An 18,134-nucleotide genomic window follows, 5' to 3' on the forward strand; every position below is an offset into this window, starting at 1 on the left:
TCAGAATTAATTATCCAAGAAGCTCCGCAGCTTCCTCGACCGCGACGGATGCTTCAGCTTGCGCAGCGCCTTCGCCTCGATCTGACGAATGCGTTCGCGCGTCACGCTGAACTGCTGGCCGACTTCTTCCAGCGTGTGGTCGGTGTTCATGCCGATGCCGAAGCGCATGCGCAGGACGCGCTCTTCGCGCGGCGTCAGAGATGCCAGCACGCGCGTGGTGGTCTCGCGCAGGTTGGACTGGATCGCGGCATCGATGGGGAGGATCGCATTCTTGTCCTCGATGAAATCGCCGAGGTGCGAATCCTCTTCGTCACCGACCGGCGTCTCCAACGACAGCGGCTCCTTGGCGATCTTGAGGACCTTGCGGACCTTTTCGAGCGGCATGCCGAGCTTCTCGGCGAGTTCTTCCGGCGTCGGCTCGCGTCCGATCTCGTTGAGCATCTGGCGCGAGGTGCGCACGATCTTGTTGATCGTCTCGATCATGTGCACGGGGATGCGGATGGTGCGCGCCTGGTCGGCGATCGAGCGGGTGATCGCCTGCCGGATCCACCACGTGGCGTAGGTCGAGAACTTGTAGCCGCGGCGATACTCGAACTTGTCGACCGCCTTCATCAGGCCGATGTTGCCTTCCTGGATCAGGTCGAGGAATTGCAGGCCGCGGTTGGTGTACTTCTTGGCGATCGAGATCACCAGACGGAGATTGGCTTCCACCATCTCCTTCTTGGCCTGGCGTGCCTCGCGCTCGCCCTTCTGCACGGAGTGCACGATCTTGCGGAACTCGACGATCTCGAGGCCGGTGAGGGCGGCGAGCTGATGCACTTCGTGACGAAGGTCCTTGATGCGGTCCTTCTCGTGATGAACGAAATTCTTCCAGCCCTTGGCCGAGAGTTTCGAGACGCGGTTGAGCCAACGCGGATCGAGCTCCGAGCCGGTGTAGTTGCGTAAAAAGTCCTCGCGCGCGACGCCGTGGCTGTCGGCAAGACGCATCAGGCGGCCCTCGTAGGAGACGAGGCGCTTGTTGATGTCGTAGAGCTGCTCGACCAGCGAGTCGATACGGGCCTGGTTGAGGCGGAGCGACTTCACCTCGACGATGATCTCGTCCTTCAGCTTCTTGTACTTGCGCTCCTGGTGCGGCGAGAGCGACTCGTTCTGGAGCTGGTTCTGGATATCCTGCTCCTGAAGCTTGCGCAGCTTCTTATAGCTGTCGGCGATCTTGTCGAAGATCTCGACCACCTTCGGCTTGAGCTCGGCCTCGATTGCCGCGAGCGACATCTGGTTCTCGAACTCGTCGTCGTCCATGTCGGACTCGGCGGCGGACTCGGCTGGATCCTTGTCCTCGCCGGCCTCAGTGGCACCGGGCGCAGGCGCGGCGCGGAACGGGGTGGGCGACGGCGGCGCGGCGGGCGGCGCGACATGCGCGGGGGCAGCGGCGGACGCGGTGGCTTCGCCACCCTCGGCCGACGCTTCGCCGTTCGGGCCGGCGATCATCGCGGTGTTCATGCCGCCCTTGGCGTCGGGGCCGGCATAGGTCGCTTCGAGATCGATGATGTCGCGGAGGAAGATCTTGCCTTCGTTGAGCTCGTCCCGCCAGATGATGATGGCCTGGAATGTCAGCGGGCTTTCGCACAGACCCGCGATCATCGCCTCGCGGCCGGCCTCGATGCGCTTTGCGATGGCGATTTCGCCTTCGCGGGACAGCAGCTCGACCGTGCCCATCTCGCGCAGATACATGCGCACCGGATCGTCGGTGCGCTCGCCCGGCTCGCTCTTCTTGACCTCGGTGACGGCCTTCTGGGTGACCTCGACGAGCTCGTTGTCGGTCTCGTCCTCGCCCTCGTCCTTGTCTTCCTCGCCTTCGGTGTCGTCGGCTTCGGTGACGTTGATGCCCATGTCCGAGAGCATCGACATGATGTCCTCGATCTGTTCGGGCGAGGTCTGGTCGGACGGCAGGACCTCGTTGAGCTGATCAAAGGTGACGAAGCCGCGCTTCTTGGCCTGCTTGATCATCTTCTTCACGGCGGCGTCGGACAGGTCGAGCAAGGGCGAGGGCGCGTCCTGGGAGTCCTTCTCCGGCGCATCCGCTGCCTTGTCGTCCTTTTCCTTGTCCTTCGCCTGCAGCGTCTTTGCCTTGGTGGCCATCCATTGCTCCTCAACGCGCTTCAATGCAGACGGCGCGCCCCGCCTGCCTGAATTCACATGAACCTGTTGCTCGACGCTCTCGCTTCGGCAGCTCTCGACACGGAAAGGGCGGCGCACAAACTTCTCGCCACCCCCAACTTTCTCTCGCCGGATTTGCCTAACGCTTCGTGAGCCTCTTTGTCGCAGCGGATGCAGGTGTAGTGCCAACAGCGGTTGCGCGGATTCATTCCTGACGCATCTGTTCTGCCTGCGGCCGCCTTCGGGCCAAAGTGCTACAAGACCGTTAAGCCTCGATTAACCCTGTTTCTGCCGCCAAACCAAGGATTTGGCGAGTCTTTTAGCGGTTCCGACCCCGGCCGTCCGCATGATTCTTTCATTACATGCTCTTCTGGAGCCGACCCGACAGTTCGCCAAAACCCTCGATCAGAGCCTCGGTACCGTCGACTTCGCCTATCCGAGCCTTGACGTCACGCAGCCACGCCAAATTGGCCTCGCTGGGGTCCTCCCCCAGGGCCAGCTCAGCGTCTTTCAGCTCTCTAAGTAGTGAATGCCATTGCCGATGCAAGGCAACCAGCTGATGCCAAGTGGCAAGAACGTCATCCCGCGCCGCGCCCTCCCGGGCGCCCCACACCGCCACGGTGGTGATGCCGTTCTCAACCCTTTGAAGAACTTGCGAAAACCCGCCCTTCTCAAGGTCGCCCCGCATCTTCTCGGCCTGCTCGCCCGGGTCCGGTGAGTGGTGATGATCGTTGGCGAAGGCGGCGATGATGCCGGCCCTGAGCTTATGGGCCTCGGGATGGGCCAGCTCCAGGGCGGCCACCTCCTCCAAGTGCTCATGGAGCAGCCAGGGGTGGTTGATCAGGCATTGCAGGATCAAGGCCTCCCGGCGGGAGATGGCACTGCGCTGGCCGCGCATGATCGGGCTTGCCGCCAGCTGGGGGCTCGCCGCCTGGTATGGACCGGACGGCAGCGGGACGGGACCGGGCGGGCCGCGGCGGGCGCCGCCAAATCCATGGCCACCGAATCGATTCGCGCCTCCCCCAGCCCTGGGCTGGAATGGCCGACCGCCGCCACCTTGGCGGAAACTGCCCCGGCCGCCAAAGCCGCCGCGCCCGCCTTCGGGGGCAAAGGCGCGCTGGAGCCGATTGGCAAAGTCGTCGCGGTAATAGCGCCGCACCACCTCGTCGCGGATGCCGTTGGAGAGCTCCTTGATGCGCGCCTCCAGAGCGGCGCGGCGCTCGGGCGTGGCAAAATTGCCGCCTTCGAGCTCGCGCGACCAGATCATCTCCGCGAGCGGTCGCGCCGCCGCGATCACGTCCTCGATCGCGCCGCGGCCACCCGAGCGAACGAGATCGTCGGGGTCCTGCCCCTCCGGCAGCAGCGCAAAGCGCAGGCTCTTGCCCGGCGCGAGGAACGGCAAGGCAAGGTCCGCGGCGCGGTAAGCCGCCTTCTGGCCGGCGCGGTCGCCGTCGAAGCAGAGGATCGGCTCGTCCGCCATCTTCCACAGCAGCCCGAGCTGGCTTTCGGTGAGCGCGGTGCCGAGCGGCGCGACGGTGCCTGCGAAGCCCGCGGCGACCATGGCGATGACGTCAACATAGCCTTCGACCACGATCAGGGCGCCGCCGTCATGGGTGGCTTTGCGCGCGGTCTGGTGGTTGTAGAGATTGTCGCCCTTGTGGAAGAGCGGCGTCTCCGGCGAGTTCAGATATTTGGCCGGAACGTCCTTCTCCAGCGCGCGCCCACCGAAGGCGATGACGCGGCCGCGCAAATCCGTGATCGGAAACATCACGCGGTCGCGGAAGCGGTCGTACGGCACCGGAATATCGTCGCCGGCGACGAGCAGTCCGGTCTCGACCATGTCGTCAACGGACACGCCGAGCTTGCCGAGATGCTCCTTCAGCGCGAAGCGGTCGGGCGGCGCATAGCCGAGGCGGAACTGCAGTTGCGTCGCCGGCGAAATGGCGCGGTCGGCCAGATAGCCGCGCGCTTTGGCACCTAAGCGCGAGGCCAGCGTCTCGGCGAAGAATTTTGCCGCAAGATCCATGACGTCATGCAGCGATTTGCGCCGCTGCTCATGCCGGGCCGCATCCGGCGTCACGGCCGGCAGCGGCAGGCCCGCCATGCCCGCGAGCCGCTCGACGGCCTCGGCGAACGGCACGCCGTCCGTCTCCATCACGAAGCTGATGATGTCGCCGTGCTTGCCGGAGGAGAAGTCGTGGTAAAAGCCCTTCTGGTCGTTGACGTAGAAGGACGGCGTCTTCTCCTGCTGGAACGGCGACAACCCCTTCCACTCCCGCCCCGCCTTCTTCAGCTTGACGCGCTTGCCGACGACTTCGGAGACCGAAAGCCGGGCACGAAGCTCGTCGAGGAATTGGGGCGTGAAGCGCATGAGATCCAGTCTTGCCCGAGCGAGATGAGCCGGGCCAAGATCAGGCATATAGGTGCCGCCTGCACAAAAGTCAGGTTTGTCGGGATTATACGCGCTGTTCACAGCCCGCGTCATTCCGGGGCGCGCAGAGCGCGACCCTGGAATCCATCGCGCCACCGGACCGCTGGCGGAAATGGATTTCCGGGCTCGCGCTTCGAACGCCCCGCAAATGACTTGGAGAGAGGCCTTGAACCGCGCCCGGTTCCACGCTTCCATACCCCCATGTTCAGGACCTTTCGAGGCGGCCAGAGCGGGGGCTGGCGCGTGACGTCGATCTCGCCCGTGCGGGGCGAGCCCCTGCCCTTCGTGCCGGCACTGTCGGTGACCGACAGTGAGGCCGTCTCGTTGCCGCTGGTGCCCTCGCGCAACGCGTGGCGGCTGGTCGGCGTCGCGAGCAGCTTGCGTTACACCGAGCGGCCTGAGAAGCAGCAGCTCGTCGCCGTGCAGGCCGGCCTCGGCCGGTTAGAGGCGACCAGCGCAGCGCTGATCCCGATCCGCAAGTCGCAGGCCTGGTGGGAGCTGACGCAGGAAGAGCGCCGCAAGATCTTCGAGGACAGATCGCACCACATCGCGAGCAGCCTGCGCTACCTGCCCGCCATCGCGCGCCAGCTCTATCATTGCCGCGACCTCGGCGGGCCTTTCGACTTTCTGACCTGGTTCGAATTCGCACCGGTTGATGCCGCGTTGTTCGAAGAGCTGGTGGCGATGCTGCGGCAGACCGAGGAGTGGACCTATGTCGAGCGCGAGGTTGACATCCGCATGGTGAAGGAGGTGCTGTCGGCCTAATGCTCCAGGAAACGGCCGGACTCGATGCGCGGAAGATCGGTGACGGGCCAGTTGTAGACATAGGTCCAGGCCTTGCTGCTGGTGCCGTCCGGCAGCGACACGTCGATCAGCTGCCGCAGATATTCGGTCGGCTCCGGAAAGCCTTCGCCGCAGGCCTCGTACATGTCGAGCTCGCGCAGCAGCTCGTCGCCCGCGCGTAAGTGAAACAGCTCGCCATGGACGATGTCGGACGGGGCGTCCGACAGCAATAGCCCCGGATAATGCTTCACCAGGACCAGCCGACCGCGGCAGGTCGCATCGCCAAGGAAATCCGCATGTGCCGCGAGCAGCCGCGCCATCGGATGATCGAAGCCGCGCATCAGGGTGCCGTAGACGAAGAGACGATCGCAGGTCATCCGGTGTGTATAGCTGGCAATGGCGCGGAACGACAACGTCGCATATTCGCTGTCGTCCTGGCGAAAGCCAGTAGGACGATGTGCAGGCAATGACGCTCTCAGCGGCATCCTCGGTCAAGCATGGTGATTTGAAGCGAACCAATCTATACCGATTTTCTTCGAACTTCAGGGCGACAGCTTTTCCATAGGCAATCAGGATGGCTTTAGATACGGCCGACGCGACCGATCAACTCCTCGGCGAGGGCGACATTGCGCCAGTGCATGAGGTGAATGCGGCAGGCCAATCACCCTTCCTGCTCACCGCGGATCACTACGGGCGGGTGCTGCCGCGCACGCTCGGCAATCTTGGCGTCGCGGAAAACGAGCTTGTCAGGCACATCGCTTGGGACATCGGCATCGCCGGCGTCGCCGAGCGGCTCGCAAAAATGCTCGACGTGCATCTGATCGCGCAGCGCTATTCGCGGCTCGTGATCGACTGCAACCGCCCGCCCGCGGCTGTGAGCTCGATTCCCGTGATCTCCGAAGCCACCGCGATTCCGCGCAACGAGGGCATTTCGGAATGGGAGCGCGAGGCGCGGCGGCGCGAGATCTTCGCGCCCTATCATCATCGCATCGACGCCGCGATCAACCGCCGCCTGCGCGACAAGCGGCCGACAGTACTGGTGTCGCTGCACAGCTTTACGCCGGTCTATGCCGGCGTCGCGCGGCCCTGGCACGTCGGCGCCCTCTATAACCGCGACACCGTGCTGCCGCAGCTCCTCTTGAAACATCTCCGCGCTGAAAGCGATCTCGTCGTCGGCGACAACGAGCCCTATGCGGTGAACGACCTCACCGACTACACCATCCCCGTGCACGGCGAGGCGCGCGGCCTCGTCAACACCGGCATCGAGATCCGCCAGGATCTGATCGCCGACCAGTCCGGCCAGCAGCAATGGGCGGAACGGCTGGCGCGGATCCTTGCCGAGATCGAGGTTGAGCTGAAGACTCAGATGTTGGTGTGAGCCTCACTTCGCCCTGGTCAGCGCCAGCCAGATGCCGCCGCCGATCATGAAGCCGCCGGAAATGCGCGACATCATCCGCGTGCGGCGGGCCGAGAAGAATTTTCGGGCGCGGCCGGCGGCGATGGCGTAGAGCGCGTCGGTCATGACCGCCGTGACCATGAAGGTGGCACCAAGCAGCGCGACTTGCGGAAAGTGCGGCTGGTTCATGTCCATGAACTGCGGAATGAAGGCGCCGAAGAACACCAGCACTTTCGGGTTCGACAGCAGCACCAGGAATCCTTGCAGGAAGAAGCCGCCGCGCGGCGGCGGAGGCGGCGCGTCGACGTCGACGCCGTCGACCGGCGTCCAGATCAACTTGATGCCGAGCCACACCAAATAGGCGGCGCCGGCAAAGCGCACCCAGTCGAACCAGTACCCCATGGTCGCCATCAGCGAGGTCAGACCGACCGCGACGATGCCGATCACGATGGCAAGACCCGCTTGCGCGCCGGCAACGTTGGTGAGCGCCGCGCGGGTGCCGTGCCGCAGGCCGTTGGCAATGACGAGGGTGACGATCGGCCCCGGCAGCAACGCCAGCGCGATGCAGGCGGCGACGAAGGCGAGATAGGCTTGCATGGACATCATGGGGAGGACTCGCTGCGGTTTGTACGCATTAATGCATGGCGGAGGCGGGAACGGAAGCTCGCAGATCTCGTGTTCCCGCTTGCGGGAAGCTCTTCGCCTCGTCCCGCACGCGGAGAGACTGCACGCGACCAACATGATTTCTCGAGCCCGCTTGACATGCAACCATTTGGTTGCCTATCATCATAACCATGGATGAGGTCTTCAAAGCGCTCGCCGATGCGTCACGACGGTCGCTGCTGGACAGGCTTCACGCCCGGAACGGCCAGACGCTGAACGAGCTCTGCGAAGGCCTTGCCATGACGCGTCAGGCGGTGACCAAGCACCTTGGCATTCTGGAGGAGGCCAATCTCGTCACCACCATCAGGCATGGCCGCGAGAAGCTGCACTATCTCAACCCCGTGCCGATCCATCAGATCGGCGAACGCTGGATCAGGAAATTCGAGCGCGGCAAGCTCGCCGCACTCAGCGAGTTGAAACGTCAGCTGGAGAAACGCGATGAGTAAGCCGGAATTCGTCTACGTCACCTACATCGAGACCACGCCGGAAAAAGCTTGGGAGGCGCTAACCAACAGCGCGTTTACGCGGCAATACTGGTTCGGCGCCGAGGTCAGATCCGACTGGAAGGTAGGCTCTTCCTTCGCCCTCACGCTCGACGGCGAGATCACCGATTCCGGCGAAATCCTCGAAGCCGATCCGCCGCGGCGATTGTCCTACAGTTTCAAGCACCAGAAATACGAGGAGCTGCGCGGCGAGCCGATATCGCGCGTCGTCTTCACCATCGAACCGTTCGGCTCGCTGGTGCGTTTGACCGTGCTGCATGACGGGTTTGTCGAGGGCGGCAAGTATCTCGGCGCCGTCTCCAATGGCTGGCCGGCGATCCTGTCCGGGCTCAAGAGCCTGCTGGAGAGAGGCAAAGTACTCGCCATCCCGCGCACGGCGCTCAACAAGGGATTCGACGCAAAATGAAGCTCGAGCAGTTCACGCCGCTGACCGTCTACACCATCTACATCGCCTCCACGCCCGAGAAGGTGTGGGAGGCGCTGACCTCGGCGGAGTTCAGCCGACAGTATTTCTTCGGCAATGCCGTCGAGGTCGAGCCACGGCTCGGCGGCACCTTCATCGTGCGCACGCCCGACGGCGCCGTGCACATCAGCGGCGAGGTTCTCGCCTACGATCCGCCGCGCAAGCTCGCGGTCACGTTCAACGTGAACTGGCCCGATCTGATCGAGAAGCTCGGCCCGACCCTCGTCACCTACGAGATCGCACAGGCCGGCGATGCGGTCCGGCTCACCATGAGCGAAGGCCACGACCGCCCGCTCAGCGACGACATACTCGCAGGCGGGCGCTCCGGCTGGCCGGCGATCCTGTCCAGCCTCAAGAGCCTGCTCGAGACCGGCAAGCCGCTGGTCGTCAAGCCGGGCCCGCCACAGCGGATGCTCGATGCGCTGAAGGCGATGGGCATCAAGACGCCGTAGGTGCGACGGTTTCCGTGTTCGTCCCAGACAAGCGCGCCTCAGCGGGCGCCGATCCGGGCGCCATAGCGAAGAGTGAAGTTTTGGCGAAGACTCGTGGTTACGGCTTCGCGCCCACAACATCTCGTACGGTTATGGGCCCCGGGGGCTTGAGGCGTCTTTGCCATTGTCAGAGGCTAACCTTTCGCCCGCAGCTCGCGCCGCAGCACCTTGCCGGTGGCGGTCATCGGCAGCGTCTCCGCGAAGGCGACGAAGCGGGGATATTCGTGGGCGGCAAGCTGCACCTTGACGAACTCCTGGATCTCGCGCGCGAGTGCGTCGCTGCGGGTGAAGCCGGGGCGCAACACGATCCAAGCCTTGATCGATTCGGTTCGGATCGGATCGGGAATGCCGACCACCGCGGCCATCGCCACCGACGGATGCTTCATCAGCGTATGCTCGATCTCGGACGGGCCGACGCGATAGCCGGCGGTGGTGATGACGTCGTCCTCGCGGCTGACATACCAGAAATAGCCGTCCTCATCCTGCACGCCGAGGTCGCCGGTGAGCAGGAATTCGCCGGCATATTTCTTCGCCGTCGCCTCCGGATTGCGCCAATATTCGAGCATGGTGACGGGACATGGCTGGCGCACACCGATGATGCCGCGCTGACCGCGCGCCAATTCCTCGCCCTTGTCGTTGACGATGCGGACGTCGAAGCCTGGCGTTGCCTTGCCCATCGCGCCGGGGCGGATCGGAAACAGGTTGGAATTGCTGCCGATCACCAGGTTGCACTCGGTCTGGCCGAACACTTCGTGCGCATCGATGCCGAAGGTCTCGCGCACCCAGCCGAGCAATTCGCCACCCAGAGATTCACCGCCGGTAAAAATGCTGCGCAGCTTGACGCCGGGGTGCTTCACGCCGGCCTGTCGCATCAGCTTCAGTGCCGTCGGCGGCAGGAAGACATTGCGCACGCCGAGATCGGCCATCATCTGCATCGCTGCCTGCGGCTCGAATTTGCGCGCGCGATGACCGACCAGGGGAATGCCGTGATACCAGAACGCCAAGAGGCCGTTGACGAGGCCGCCGATCCAGGCCCAGTCCGCCGGCGTCCACATAAGATCGCCGGCGCGCGGCAGGAAGTTGTGGCACATCTCCACATTCGGCAGATGGCCGAGCACGACGCGGTGCGCATGCAGGGCGCCTTTGGGATTGCCGGTCGTGCCAGAGGTATAGATGATCAGTGCGGGATCATCGGCGGAGGTGTCGACCCGCATGAAGTCGGGTGAGGCCGCTTTCACCGAATCCCAGAACGATTTCGCGCCTGCCGGAACGCGCTCGCCGACGACATAGACGTTCGTCAGCTCCGGCAGGCGATCGCGGATCCTCGCCAGCTTCTCCCAGCCTCCTTCGTCAGTCACGATGGCCTTGGCCTCGGAATTCGACAGGCGGAATTCCAGCGCGTCCTCGCCGAACAGCGCGAATAGCGGAATCGAGATCAGGCCCGTGCGGAACGCAGCCATGTGTACGATCGGCAGCTCCAATGACTGCGACAGGAACACCGCGACGCGGTCACCGCGCGACAGCCCATCCGCCTTCAGCACGTTGGCGAAGCGGCGCGACATCTCGGCGATCTCGTCAAAGGACGTGCGCGTGGTCAGGCCGTTCTCGTCGACATAGATCAGCGCGAGCCGGCCGCTGCCGTCGGCGTGGCGATCGCAGCACGCCTCCGCGATGTTGAATCGCGCCGGAATGTCCCAGCGGAAATTGCGATAGAGCTCGTCGTAAGTTGCGGCTTCGGTCAGCATGGCAGCACGTTTCCAGGGGAGTTGTCGCCCAGTCTAGAGCCGTGGATGCTCGGGACAAGCCCCACGCGGTCATTGCGGGCCGACACCAGCTTCGAACCCGGAATCCATCATGCGGCATTTCCCGTGGCGCGATAGATTCCGGGCTCGCCCTTCCGCCCTCGCTCATCAAGCTTCGGCGGACAAGCCGGGGCGCCCCGGCATGACGGTGAGACTTACCGCACCGTCGCAAAAAACGTCCGGACATCGCGCACGAACAGCTCGGGCTGCTCGAAGGCGGCGAAATGGCCGCCCTTCTCCATCTCGCTCCAATGCGTGATGTTGAGGAAGTTGGGCTCCATCCAGCGTCGCACCGGCGTGATGATCTCCTTGGGAAACACCGCGACGCCCGTCGGCAGCTTGACGACAGGCGTGGCGCGGCGCTTGCCGAAACTTTCCCAATAGAGCCGCGCAGAGGACGTCGCAGTCTCCGTCGCCCAGTACAGCATGACGTTGTCAAGCAGCTCGTCCTTGGTGAAGATGTTCTCGGGATGGCCGTTGCAATCGGTCCAGGCCCAGAATTTTTCCAGTATCCAGGCCGCCTGCCCGCTCGGCGAATCCGTCAGGCCATAGCCGAGCGTCTGCGGCCGCGTCGACTGCTGCTTGGAATAGCCGGAATCGAGATCGACATAATGCTTGAGCCCGGCGAGCGCGCGCTTCTCTTCCGCCGTCGGCTGGCCCTCGATGCGTGGCGGCGAGTTGAAGGACAATGTGATGTGGATGCCAGCGCAATGCTCGGCGTCCTGCGCGCCGAGCGAGCTCGTCACCGCCGAGCCCCAGTCGCCGCCCTGCGCGCCGTATCGCGCGTAGCCCAGCCGGTCCATCAGCTTCGCCCAGGTCGCCGCGATGCGGTCGACGCCCCAGCCCGTGGTCTTCGGCTTGGCCGAGAAGCCGAAGCCCGGCAGCGAGGGACAGACGACATGAAACGCATCAGCCGGATTGCCGCCATGCCCGGCAGGATCGACCAGCGGCGCGATCACTTTCTGGAATTCGACGATCGAGCCGGGCCAGCCATGGGTGATGATCAGCGGCAGCGCGGACGGCTGCGTCGAGCGCACATGCAGGAAATGGATGTCGAGTCCGTCGATCTCGGTGGTGAACTGCTCGAAGCGGTTCAGCTTTGCTTCGCGGGCGCGCCAGTCGTAGCCATCAGCCCAATAGCTGCAGATCTCCCGGATCCATTGCAGCGGCGCGCCCTGGCTCCAATCATCGACCAGCTCCGCCTCCGGCCAGCGGGTGCGGGCGAGGCGCGACTTGAGGTCGGCGAGGACGTCGTCGCTGATGGCGATGCGGAACGGTTTGATGGCGCCGGTCATCATGCCTCCCCATTTTCGTTTTGAGAGAATAGACCGAACTGATGCGGCATCAAAGCGAGCCACCCTCGTCCAGAAGGGAGAGGGAAAAGCCTAGCCCGACAATGCGGCCTTCACCAAGCCGCTGGCTTTACCGAAATCCATCTGTCCCGCGTACTTCGCCCGCAACGCTGCGATCACCTTGCCCATGTCTTTCATGCCGGCCGCGCCGGTTTCAGTGATCGCATCCGAGATCGCTTTCTTCACCTCGTCGTCCGACATCTGCTTCGGCAAATACGCCGAGATCACCGCGATCTCCTCGCGCTCCTGGGCGGCGAGCTCGGCGCGGCCGCCCTTGTCGTAAAGCTCAACGGCCTCCTGGCGCTGCTTGATCATCTTCTGCAGCACCGCAAGGATGTCGGCGTCCGACAGCGGCGGCTTGCCGCTGCCACGAGCATCGATGTCGGCATTCTTGATGGTCGAATTGACCATGCGCAGCGTGGACAGCTTGCGCTCGTCCTTGGCCTTCATGGCCTCCTTGACCGCATTGTTGATGTCGTCGCGCAGCATTGGTCGGGTCCTCTCAATCTGTCGCGCCTGATCTAAGCCGTTCGCGGGCAAGAGGCCATACCGGACCGGCCCTCCGGTGCATTGTTTCCTTGCCGGGGCTCGAAATGGCGCAAAGTTGCCAGTTCCGCCTTAAGTGCCCGAAGCCGCCCGTCAAATATGCAAAAACGCATGTGAATCCGGCCTGTCCCGCTTTGACGGCGGCGCCCGCGCAGACTATGAAACGCGCTCATGACACAACATGACAACGATCCCGCCTGGCCGGACCACAAACCGACCGCGCTCCTCGTGCTTGCCGACGGCACGGTGCTTGAAGGCTTCGGTCTCGGCGCCGAAGGCCACGCCGTCGGCGAGGTCTGCTTCAACACCGCGATGACCGGCTATGAGGAGATTTTGACCGATCCCTCCTATGCCGGCCAGCTCATCACCTTCACCTTCCCGCATATCGGCAATGTCGGGACCAACGAGGAAGATATCGAGACGGTGAACATGGCGGCAACGCCCGGGGCGCGCGGCGTGATCTTGCGCACCGCGATCACCGATCCCTCGAACTACCGCGCCACCAAGCACCTCGACCAGTGGCTGAGGGCCCGCGGCATCATCGGCCTCTCCGGCATCGACACCCGCGCGCTGACCGCGCTGATCCGCTCCAACGGCATGCCCAACGCCGTGATCGCGCATTCCAAGAAGGGCGAGTTCGATCTGCACGGTCTCAAGGAAGAGGCGCGCGAGTGGCCGGGCCTCGAAGGCATGGACCTCGTGCCGATGGTCACCTCCGGCCAGCGCTTCACCTGGGACGAGACTCCCTGGCTGTGGGACAAGGGTTTCGGCCGCCAGGACAAGCCGGAGTTCAACGTGGTGGCGATCGATTACGGCATCAAGCGCAACATCTTGCGCCTGCTCGCCGGTGTCGGCTGCAAGGTGACGGTGGTGCCGGCAACGACTTCATCTGAGGATATCCTTGCGATGAAGCCGGACGGCGTCTTTCTGTCGAACGGCCCGGGCGATCCGGCCGCAACCGGCAAATATGCCGTTCCTGTGATCCGGGACGTGATCAAGTCGGGCACGCCGACCTTCGGCATTTGCCTCGGTCACCAGATGCTCGGTCTCGCCGTCGGCGCCAAGACCAAGAAGATGCACCAGGGCCATCACGGCGCCAACCATCCCGTCAAGGACGAGACCACCGGCAAGGTCGAGATCACCTCGATGAACCACGGCTTTGCCGTGGACGAGACGACTTTGCCGAAGGGTGCGACGCAGACCCACATCTCGCTGTTCGACGGCTCAAATTGCGGCATCCAGCTCGACGGCAAGCCGGTGTTTTCGGTGCAGTACCACCCGGAGGCTTCGCCCGGCCCGCGTGACTCGCACTATCTGTTCCAGCGCTTTGCCGATCTGATGCGGCAGAAGAAGAGCGCGTAAGGCGCGCTATCGCCTTTGCGGCGTGATCCGCTGCTGAACCGGGGCCTATAGACACGGCGTTTCGTGTCCGGGCTCAGCGACGCATCGCGTCCGGGACACGAGACCTATCGAGGAACGCCTGCACAGGGTGAAATGTTGTCCGGGCACTCTCGTGTAGCAGGAGCCCGCCATGTCCGTCGTCCGCGACAAGGCCGAGCCGCTCGCCATCGTGTTCGAAGATGACGGGCTCGTGCCAAACAACATCCTCCCGTTCCTGGTTTACCAGGGCGCGGTGAAGCTCGATCCGGAGCAGCCGGAAGAGACTATCGAAGAGCTGTTCGAAGCGAACGGCTGGGGCGGCACGTGGCGCAACGGCATCTACGATTATCTGCACTATCATTCGACCGTGCATGAGGTGCTCGGCGTTGCGCGCGGCAGCGCTCGCGTCCGCTTCGGCGGCGACCATGGCCAGGAGCTTCAGATCAAGGCGGGCGACGTCGCGATCCTGCCGGCCGGTACCGGCCACCAATGCATCAAGGCGAGCGACGATTTCTGCGTGATCGGCGCTTATCCGCCAGGCGCCAAGATGGAGATCACGCGGGCGACGGCTGAAAATCACGCCAAGGCGCTGAAGACGATTCCGCAAGTCGCGATGCCACCGGCCGATCCGGTGACGGGCAAGGAAGGCGCGCTGATGAGGTTGTGGCACTCGTGAATCGAGCGCGTAGGGCGGGTTAGCCGAAGGCGTAACCCACCATCTCTGTCATCGCGGATGCAAGAGCGGTGGGTTACGCCCAGCGACTGCGCTTCGCGCAACCGCAAGGCTAACCCACCCTACAAGCAAGCCCTACAAGCTCGCCCTATGCCGCGTTGCTGCCCTCCTGCCTTGTGGCTTCGAACAGGAACCAGGTGCGGCGCTCGGTCTCGTCGATGAAGTTTTCGAGGATGCTGGCGCTGGCGACATCGCCGGCTTCGTCGCAGACCTCGTGCGCCTTACGCATCGCCGCCGCGACATGCTTGTTGTCCTGCATCAGCTCGCGCAGCATCTCGCGCGGCGGAACGTAGTCCTCGTTGTTGTCCTTGATGGTCTGGAGTTTTGCGACCTGGCCGATCGACCTCAGCGTGGTGCCGCCGATCTTGCGGACGCGCTCGGCGAGCTGGTCGGTGGTGGCGAAGATCTGGTCGGACTGCTCGTCGAGCAGCAAATGATAATCGCGGAAATGCCGGCCGCTGATGTGCCAGTGGAAATTCTTGGTTTTCAGATACAGCGCGAATGCGTCGGCCAGAAGCACGTTGAGCGCCTCCGAGACCTTCTTGACCCCATCGGGCGGCAGATCGGTGGGGGTGTCGAGATCGGGCGAGACCTTGTTGTTGGTTTTGCTCACGGGAGACCTTCCTGTTAGGACGCGGACATTGACGGCGCGCCGTCGCACCCCTAACGCAAGGCGGGCAGCGCCGGTTCCGTTGGCGGAACCGTTTGGCCGGGACCTTCGAATAGCATGGACGATTGGATCGATTATTACGACTCCACGCATACGATCTATGTCAGCAAGCTGCATCGCGACTTGCACTTCCAGATCATTGCGCGGGACATCATCGGCTATATCCCCTCGTCCGACGCCGTGGTGCTGGACTATGCCTGCGGCGAGGCGCTGTCGGCGAACCAGGTGGCCGCCGCCTGTGGCAAGCTGATCCTCGCGGAGCCCGCGCCGGGAGTGCGCGGCCGGCTGATCGCGCGGTTCGCTCCGAACACCAAGATCCGCGTCCGTTCGCTCGATGACGTCCGCAAGATGCAGGACCAGTCGATCGATCTCGTCGTGATGAACTCGGTCGCGCAATACATGACGCCGGACGAGCTGGATGGCGCTCTCCTCAACATCCGCCGGATCCTAAAACCCTCCGGCAAGCTGGTGCTCGGGGACATCCTCCAGCCCAATGTCGGCATGGTCAGGGACGTGATGGCGCTGCTCAGCTTCGGCCGGCGGCACGGCTTCCTGAAGGACGCGCTGATCGGGCTGATCAGCACCGCGCTCTCGGACTATCGCCAGCTGCGCTCGCGCATCGGGCTCCAGCGCTACAGCGAGGCGGAGATCACCGCGAAGCTGACGGCGGCCGGGTTCGTGGTCCAGCGCGCGCACACCAATATCGGCCATAATCGCTGGCGCATGACCTTCATCGTGCGGCCATCTCTGATCCGTTAAGCATCATCTCTGATCCGTTAAGCATAACGACCAGCCGAGGTGGCCTGCCGCGCCTCCGATCGGTAATGATCGATGCGGCCCGGTGGCGGAAGCGTCTACGCGAGGGCGGTGCAACGCTCTTCATCCTGGTTCAAATCCAGGCCGGGTCTCCACGCTTCGCCCCTGCGGGGCTACGCGTGGCGCGGCCACGCACGACGCGTAGGGGCGAAGCGTGTCCGGCGTAGCTGGAGCGCAGCGGAAGAGAAGACAGGCTGGCGCTCCAATCGCGCAATCCGCTCACTTGCGATCCGCGCTGACCACTTCGCACTCCGGCAGCAATTGAAGCCGATCCGCATCTTTAGCCGCCGACTTGATCACGGCATCGAGCAGGCCCGGGAAGCGCGCATCCAGATCCTCCCGGCGCAGCCGCATGAAACGGTTGGTGCCGGCCACGCGGGTCTGCATCAGGCCGCATTCGCGCAGCTTGGCAAAGTGATAGGCGAGGTTGGACTTGCCGCCGAGGCCGCTGAAATCGCCACAGCAGAGCTCGCTGCTGACACGTTCTTGCTGCGCGAGCTGGTAGACGATCGCCAATCGGATCGGATCGCTTAGGCAATCCAGGACCATCGGCAGCTCGATCTGCTCGCGGGTCGGGTGAAGCGGCATGCGGCTCATGGGTCCATCATAGCGACAAGGCCGCAATGTTCAATAGTTCTTGAACCAATTGACACCTCGACCGGCCCAACCGATAGTTCAATAAACGTTGAACATAAGGATCTCTCTCATGAGCGTGTTCTGGCTGGCCTTGGCGGCTTTCGCGATCGGCACTGAAGGCTTTGTCATTGCAGGACTTTTACCCGCGATCGCCACTGAGCTCTCGATTTCGGTCTCGGCCGCCGGGCAGCTGGTCACGGCTTACGCCCTCACCTATGCCGTGGGCTCGCCAATCCTGGCGGTGGCGCTCAACAATATCGACCGCCGCACCGTGCTGGCTCTGGCGCTGACGACCTTCGTCGCCGGCAACCTCGCCGCAATGGTGGCATCCAGCTACACCCTGCTGCTGGCCTCGCGCATGCTGATGGCGCTGGGCTCGGGACTGTGCATGCCGACCGCGCTGGCGGTGTCCGTGGCGGTCGCCTCGCCCGAACGGCGCGGACGTGCGGTGGCCCTCGTCACCTCGGGCCTTACGGTCGCAACCGTCATCGGCGTCCCCCTTGGCAATCTCGTCGGCAGCCTGCTCGGCTGGCGCGCCACCTTTGCCATGGTCGCCCTGATCGGCACGCTGGCACTCGCCGGCCTTCTGCTTGGGCTTCCCAAAGGCCTGCCGCGCAACACTGCCTCGCTGAGCGAGCGGCTGGCGGTGGCGCGTCACAGCAATGTCTTGATCGCGCTTGTGATCACAATTTTATGGGCGCTTGGCGGCTTCACCGTGTTCACCTATTTCGCCGTTCCCCTGCGCAGCCTCGGCTTTGACGCCTCGCAGATCAGTCTGGCACTGCTGGTGTTCGGCGGCGCCGCCGCGATCGGCAACATGCTCGGCGGCGTCCTGGCCGACCGGCTCGGCACGCTCGCCACCGCCGCGCTCGGGCTCGCCGGCATGGCGAGTGCGCTGATCCTGCATTCGCTGGTGCTGAAGCTGATGCCCGGACAGGCGCATTATGCGGTGCTGGGCGCGATCTTCCTCTGGGGCGTCTCGGGCTGGGCGTTCTATCCAGCCCAGATCGCCAGCATCATCCGGATCGAGCCGCAGGCCTCGATGATCGCGCTCTCGCTCAACGCCTCGGCAATGTATCTCGGCTTCGCCATCGGGGGCGCCTTGGGCGGCGCGGTGCTGGCCACTCTCTCGCCCAATGACCTCGGCTGGATCGGCGGTATGAGCGTTGCGGCCTCGCTTCTGGTGCACCTCGGCCGCGGCTGGCAGGCGCGGCCAAAACCGGTCAAAATTGCCGGTTGATGGGCGTTTTTCGGGGTTTCGCCGCCCCGAAAACTGGTCTAAGACCCACCCGCGCGCGAGGGAGACCACCGC

18 protein-coding genes and 1 tRNA gene are annotated in these 18,134 nt (G+C 64.1%); 10 read left to right on the forward strand and 9 right to left on the reverse strand.

Annotated features, from left to right (window positions below):
• Positions 1–6 precede the first annotated feature (6 nt).
• The gene (rpoD, locus tag IVB12_RS36170; protein ID WP_247307423.1) at positions 7–2,139 is read right to left on the reverse strand and encodes an RNA polymerase sigma factor RpoD; all 2,133 of its coding nucleotides are present in this window, start codon (positions 2,137–2,139) and stop codon (positions 7–9) included.
• A gap of 376 nt (positions 2,140–2,515) precedes the next feature.
• Positions 2,516–4,528: a DNA primase gene (gene dnaG / locus IVB12_RS36175; protein WP_247307426.1), complete on the reverse strand. Its 2,013-nt coding sequence runs from the start codon at positions 4,526–4,528 to the stop codon at positions 2,516–2,518.
• Between the two features lie 261 nt (positions 4,529–4,789).
• On the opposite strand from dnaG, the gene IVB12_RS36180 reads away from it, so the two are divergent.
• Complete coding sequence (locus tag IVB12_RS36180) at positions 4,790–5,353, forward strand: chlorite dismutase family protein (RefSeq protein ID WP_247307430.1); 564 nt, start codon at positions 4,790–4,792, stop codon at positions 5,351–5,353.
• Here IVB12_RS36180 and IVB12_RS36185 read toward each other — a convergent pair.
• Entirely contained in the window at positions 5,350–5,748 is a 399-nt protein-coding gene (locus IVB12_RS36185; RefSeq protein ID WP_247307601.1) for a gamma-glutamylcyclotransferase family protein, read from the reverse strand. The two genes, IVB12_RS36180 and IVB12_RS36185, sit on opposite strands and share 4 nt — an antisense overlap.
• Positions 5,749–5,945: 197 nt before the next feature.
• Here IVB12_RS36185 and IVB12_RS36190 point away from each other — a divergent pair, with 197 nt between their 5' ends.
• The gene (locus tag IVB12_RS36190) at positions 5,946–6,749 is read left to right on the forward strand and encodes an N-formylglutamate amidohydrolase (RefSeq protein WP_247307432.1); all 804 of its coding nucleotides are present in this window, start codon (positions 5,946–5,948) and stop codon (positions 6,747–6,749) included.
• Between the two features lie 3 nt (positions 6,750–6,752).
• Here IVB12_RS36190 and IVB12_RS36195 read toward each other — a convergent pair whose 3' ends face one another.
• On the reverse strand, positions 6,753–7,373 hold the full coding sequence (locus IVB12_RS36195; RefSeq protein WP_247307435.1) for a LysE family translocator: 621 nt from the start codon (positions 7,371–7,373) through the stop codon (positions 6,753–6,755).
• Positions 7,374–7,561: 188 nt separating this feature from the next.
• Here IVB12_RS36195 and IVB12_RS36200 point away from each other — a divergent pair, with 188 nt between their 5' ends.
• From IVB12_RS36200 to IVB12_RS36210, 3 genes are read left to right on the forward strand one after another with little or no spacing between them, the layout of a single operon-like run.
• Positions 7,562–7,876, forward strand: coding sequence for a metalloregulator ArsR/SmtB family transcription factor (locus IVB12_RS36200; protein WP_247307438.1), 315 nt, complete (start codon positions 7,562–7,564; stop codon positions 7,874–7,876).
• Positions 7,869–8,339 (forward strand): SRPBCC family protein, encoded by a 471-nt coding sequence (locus IVB12_RS36205; protein WP_247277471.1) that lies wholly within the window; start codon positions 7,869–7,871, stop codon positions 8,337–8,339. Before IVB12_RS36200 ends, IVB12_RS36205 begins: the two co-directional genes overlap by 8 nt.
• The gene (locus tag IVB12_RS36210) at positions 8,336–8,848 is read left to right on the forward strand and encodes an SRPBCC family protein (protein WP_247307442.1); all 513 of its coding nucleotides are present in this window, start codon (positions 8,336–8,338) and stop codon (positions 8,846–8,848) included. Before IVB12_RS36205 ends, IVB12_RS36210 begins: the two co-directional genes overlap by 4 nt.
• 173 nt (positions 8,849–9,021) lie before the next feature.
• Here the strand turns inward: IVB12_RS36210 and IVB12_RS36215 are convergent, their stop codons facing one another.
• From IVB12_RS36215 to IVB12_RS36225, 3 genes are all read right to left on the reverse strand, one after another.
• Entirely contained in the window at positions 9,022–10,632 is a 1,611-nt protein-coding gene (locus IVB12_RS36215; protein WP_247307445.1) for an acyl-CoA synthetase, read from the reverse strand.
• Positions 10,633–10,844: 212 nt separating this feature from the next.
• Positions 10,845–11,984: an epoxide hydrolase family protein gene (locus tag IVB12_RS36220; protein ID WP_247307448.1), complete on the reverse strand. Its 1,140-nt coding sequence runs from the start codon at positions 11,982–11,984 to the stop codon at positions 10,845–10,847.
• 90 nt (positions 11,985–12,074) lie between these two features.
• Positions 12,075–12,530, reverse strand: a complete 456-nt coding sequence (locus IVB12_RS36225; protein ID WP_247307451.1) for a GatB/YqeY domain-containing protein — start codon at positions 12,528–12,530, stop codon at positions 12,075–12,077.
• 228 nt (positions 12,531–12,758) lie between these two features.
• Between IVB12_RS36225 and carA the strand changes: the two genes are divergently transcribed.
• On the forward strand, positions 12,759–13,949 hold the full coding sequence (carA, locus tag IVB12_RS36230) for a glutamine-hydrolyzing carbamoyl-phosphate synthase small subunit (protein WP_247277475.1): 1,191 nt from the start codon (positions 12,759–12,761) through the stop codon (positions 13,947–13,949).
• A 169-nt stretch (positions 13,950–14,118) separates the two neighbouring features.
• Positions 14,119–14,643 (forward strand): cupin domain-containing protein, encoded by a 525-nt coding sequence (locus tag IVB12_RS36235; RefSeq protein ID WP_247307464.1) that lies wholly within the window; start codon positions 14,119–14,121, stop codon positions 14,641–14,643.
• 145 nt (positions 14,644–14,788) lie between these two features.
• On the opposite strand, the gene IVB12_RS36240 is transcribed toward IVB12_RS36235, so the two are convergent.
• A complete protein-coding gene (locus IVB12_RS36240) occupies positions 14,789–15,313 on the reverse strand; it encodes a DNA starvation/stationary phase protection protein (protein WP_247307467.1) in 525 nt (174 codons plus the stop codon).
• Between the two features lie 114 nt (positions 15,314–15,427).
• Between IVB12_RS36240 and IVB12_RS36245 the strand changes: the two genes are divergently transcribed.
• Together IVB12_RS36245 and IVB12_RS36250 are read left to right on the forward strand one after the other, a co-directional pair.
• Positions 15,428–16,129 (forward strand): class I SAM-dependent methyltransferase, encoded by a 702-nt coding sequence (locus IVB12_RS36245; RefSeq protein ID WP_247307470.1) that lies wholly within the window; start codon positions 15,428–15,430, stop codon positions 16,127–16,129.
• 76 nt (positions 16,130–16,205) lie between these two features.
• A tRNA-OTHER gene (locus IVB12_RS36250) sits at positions 16,206–16,281 on the forward strand.
• A 124-nt stretch (positions 16,282–16,405) separates the two neighbouring features.
• Here IVB12_RS36250 and IVB12_RS36255 read toward each other — a convergent pair.
• The gene (locus IVB12_RS36255) at positions 16,406–16,783 is read right to left on the reverse strand and encodes a helix-turn-helix transcriptional regulator (protein ID WP_247307471.1); all 378 of its coding nucleotides are present in this window, start codon (positions 16,781–16,783) and stop codon (positions 16,406–16,408) included.
• Between the two features lie 109 nt (positions 16,784–16,892).
• On the opposite strand from IVB12_RS36255, the gene IVB12_RS36260 reads away from it, so the two are divergent.
• Positions 16,893–18,062, forward strand: coding sequence for an MFS transporter (locus IVB12_RS36260; protein WP_247307474.1), 1,170 nt, complete (start codon positions 16,893–16,895; stop codon positions 18,060–18,062).
• Positions 18,063–18,134: the final 72 nt, after the last annotated feature.

The organism is Bradyrhizobium sp. 179 (genome assembly GCF_023073535.1).
Taxonomy (GTDB): Bacteria; Pseudomonadota; Alphaproteobacteria; order Rhizobiales; family Xanthobacteraceae; genus Bradyrhizobium.

Bases quoted from the DNA above. Each gene is read 5' to 3' on its own strand.
- rpoD (WP_247307423.1), bottom strand. From the start codon at position 2,139: ATGGCCACCAAGGCAAAGACGCTGCAGGCGAAGGACAAGGAAAAGGAC.
- dnaG (WP_247307426.1), bottom strand. From the start codon at position 4,528: ATGCGCTTCACGCCCCAATTCCTCGACGAGCTTCGTGCCCGGCTTTCG.
- IVB12_RS36180 (WP_247307430.1), top strand. From the start codon at position 4,790: ATGTTCAGGACCTTTCGAGGCGGCCAGAGCGGGGGCTGGCGCGTGACG.
- IVB12_RS36185 (WP_247307601.1), bottom strand. From the start codon at position 5,748: ATGACCTGCGATCGTCTCTTCGTCTACGGCACCCTGATGCGCGGCTTC.
- IVB12_RS36190 (WP_247307432.1), top strand. From the start codon at position 5,946: ATGGCTTTAGATACGGCCGACGCGACCGATCAACTCCTCGGCGAGGGC.
- IVB12_RS36195 (WP_247307435.1), bottom strand. From the start codon at position 7,373: ATGATGTCCATGCAAGCCTATCTCGCCTTCGTCGCCGCCTGCATCGCG.
- IVB12_RS36200 (WP_247307438.1), top strand. From the start codon at position 7,562: ATGGATGAGGTCTTCAAAGCGCTCGCCGATGCGTCACGACGGTCGCTG.
- IVB12_RS36205 (WP_247277471.1), top strand. From the start codon at position 7,869: ATGAGTAAGCCGGAATTCGTCTACGTCACCTACATCGAGACCACGCCG.
- IVB12_RS36210 (WP_247307442.1), top strand. From the start codon at position 8,336: ATGAAGCTCGAGCAGTTCACGCCGCTGACCGTCTACACCATCTACATC.
- IVB12_RS36215 (WP_247307445.1), bottom strand. From the start codon at position 10,632: ATGCTGACCGAAGCCGCAACTTACGACGAGCTCTATCGCAATTTCCGC.
- IVB12_RS36220 (WP_247307448.1), bottom strand. From the start codon at position 11,984: ATGACCGGCGCCATCAAACCGTTCCGCATCGCCATCAGCGACGACGTC.
- IVB12_RS36225 (WP_247307451.1), bottom strand. From the start codon at position 12,530: ATGCTGCGCGACGACATCAACAATGCGGTCAAGGAGGCCATGAAGGCC.
- carA (WP_247277475.1), top strand. From the start codon at position 12,759: ATGACACAACATGACAACGATCCCGCCTGGCCGGACCACAAACCGACC.
- IVB12_RS36235 (WP_247307464.1), top strand. From the start codon at position 14,119: ATGTCCGTCGTCCGCGACAAGGCCGAGCCGCTCGCCATCGTGTTCGAA.
- IVB12_RS36245 (WP_247307470.1), top strand. From the start codon at position 15,428: ATGGACGATTGGATCGATTATTACGACTCCACGCATACGATCTATGTC.
- IVB12_RS36255 (WP_247307471.1), bottom strand. From the start codon at position 16,783: ATGAGCCGCATGCCGCTTCACCCGACCCGCGAGCAGATCGAGCTGCCG.
- IVB12_RS36260 (WP_247307474.1), top strand. From the start codon at position 16,893: ATGAGCGTGTTCTGGCTGGCCTTGGCGGCTTTCGCGATCGGCACTGAA.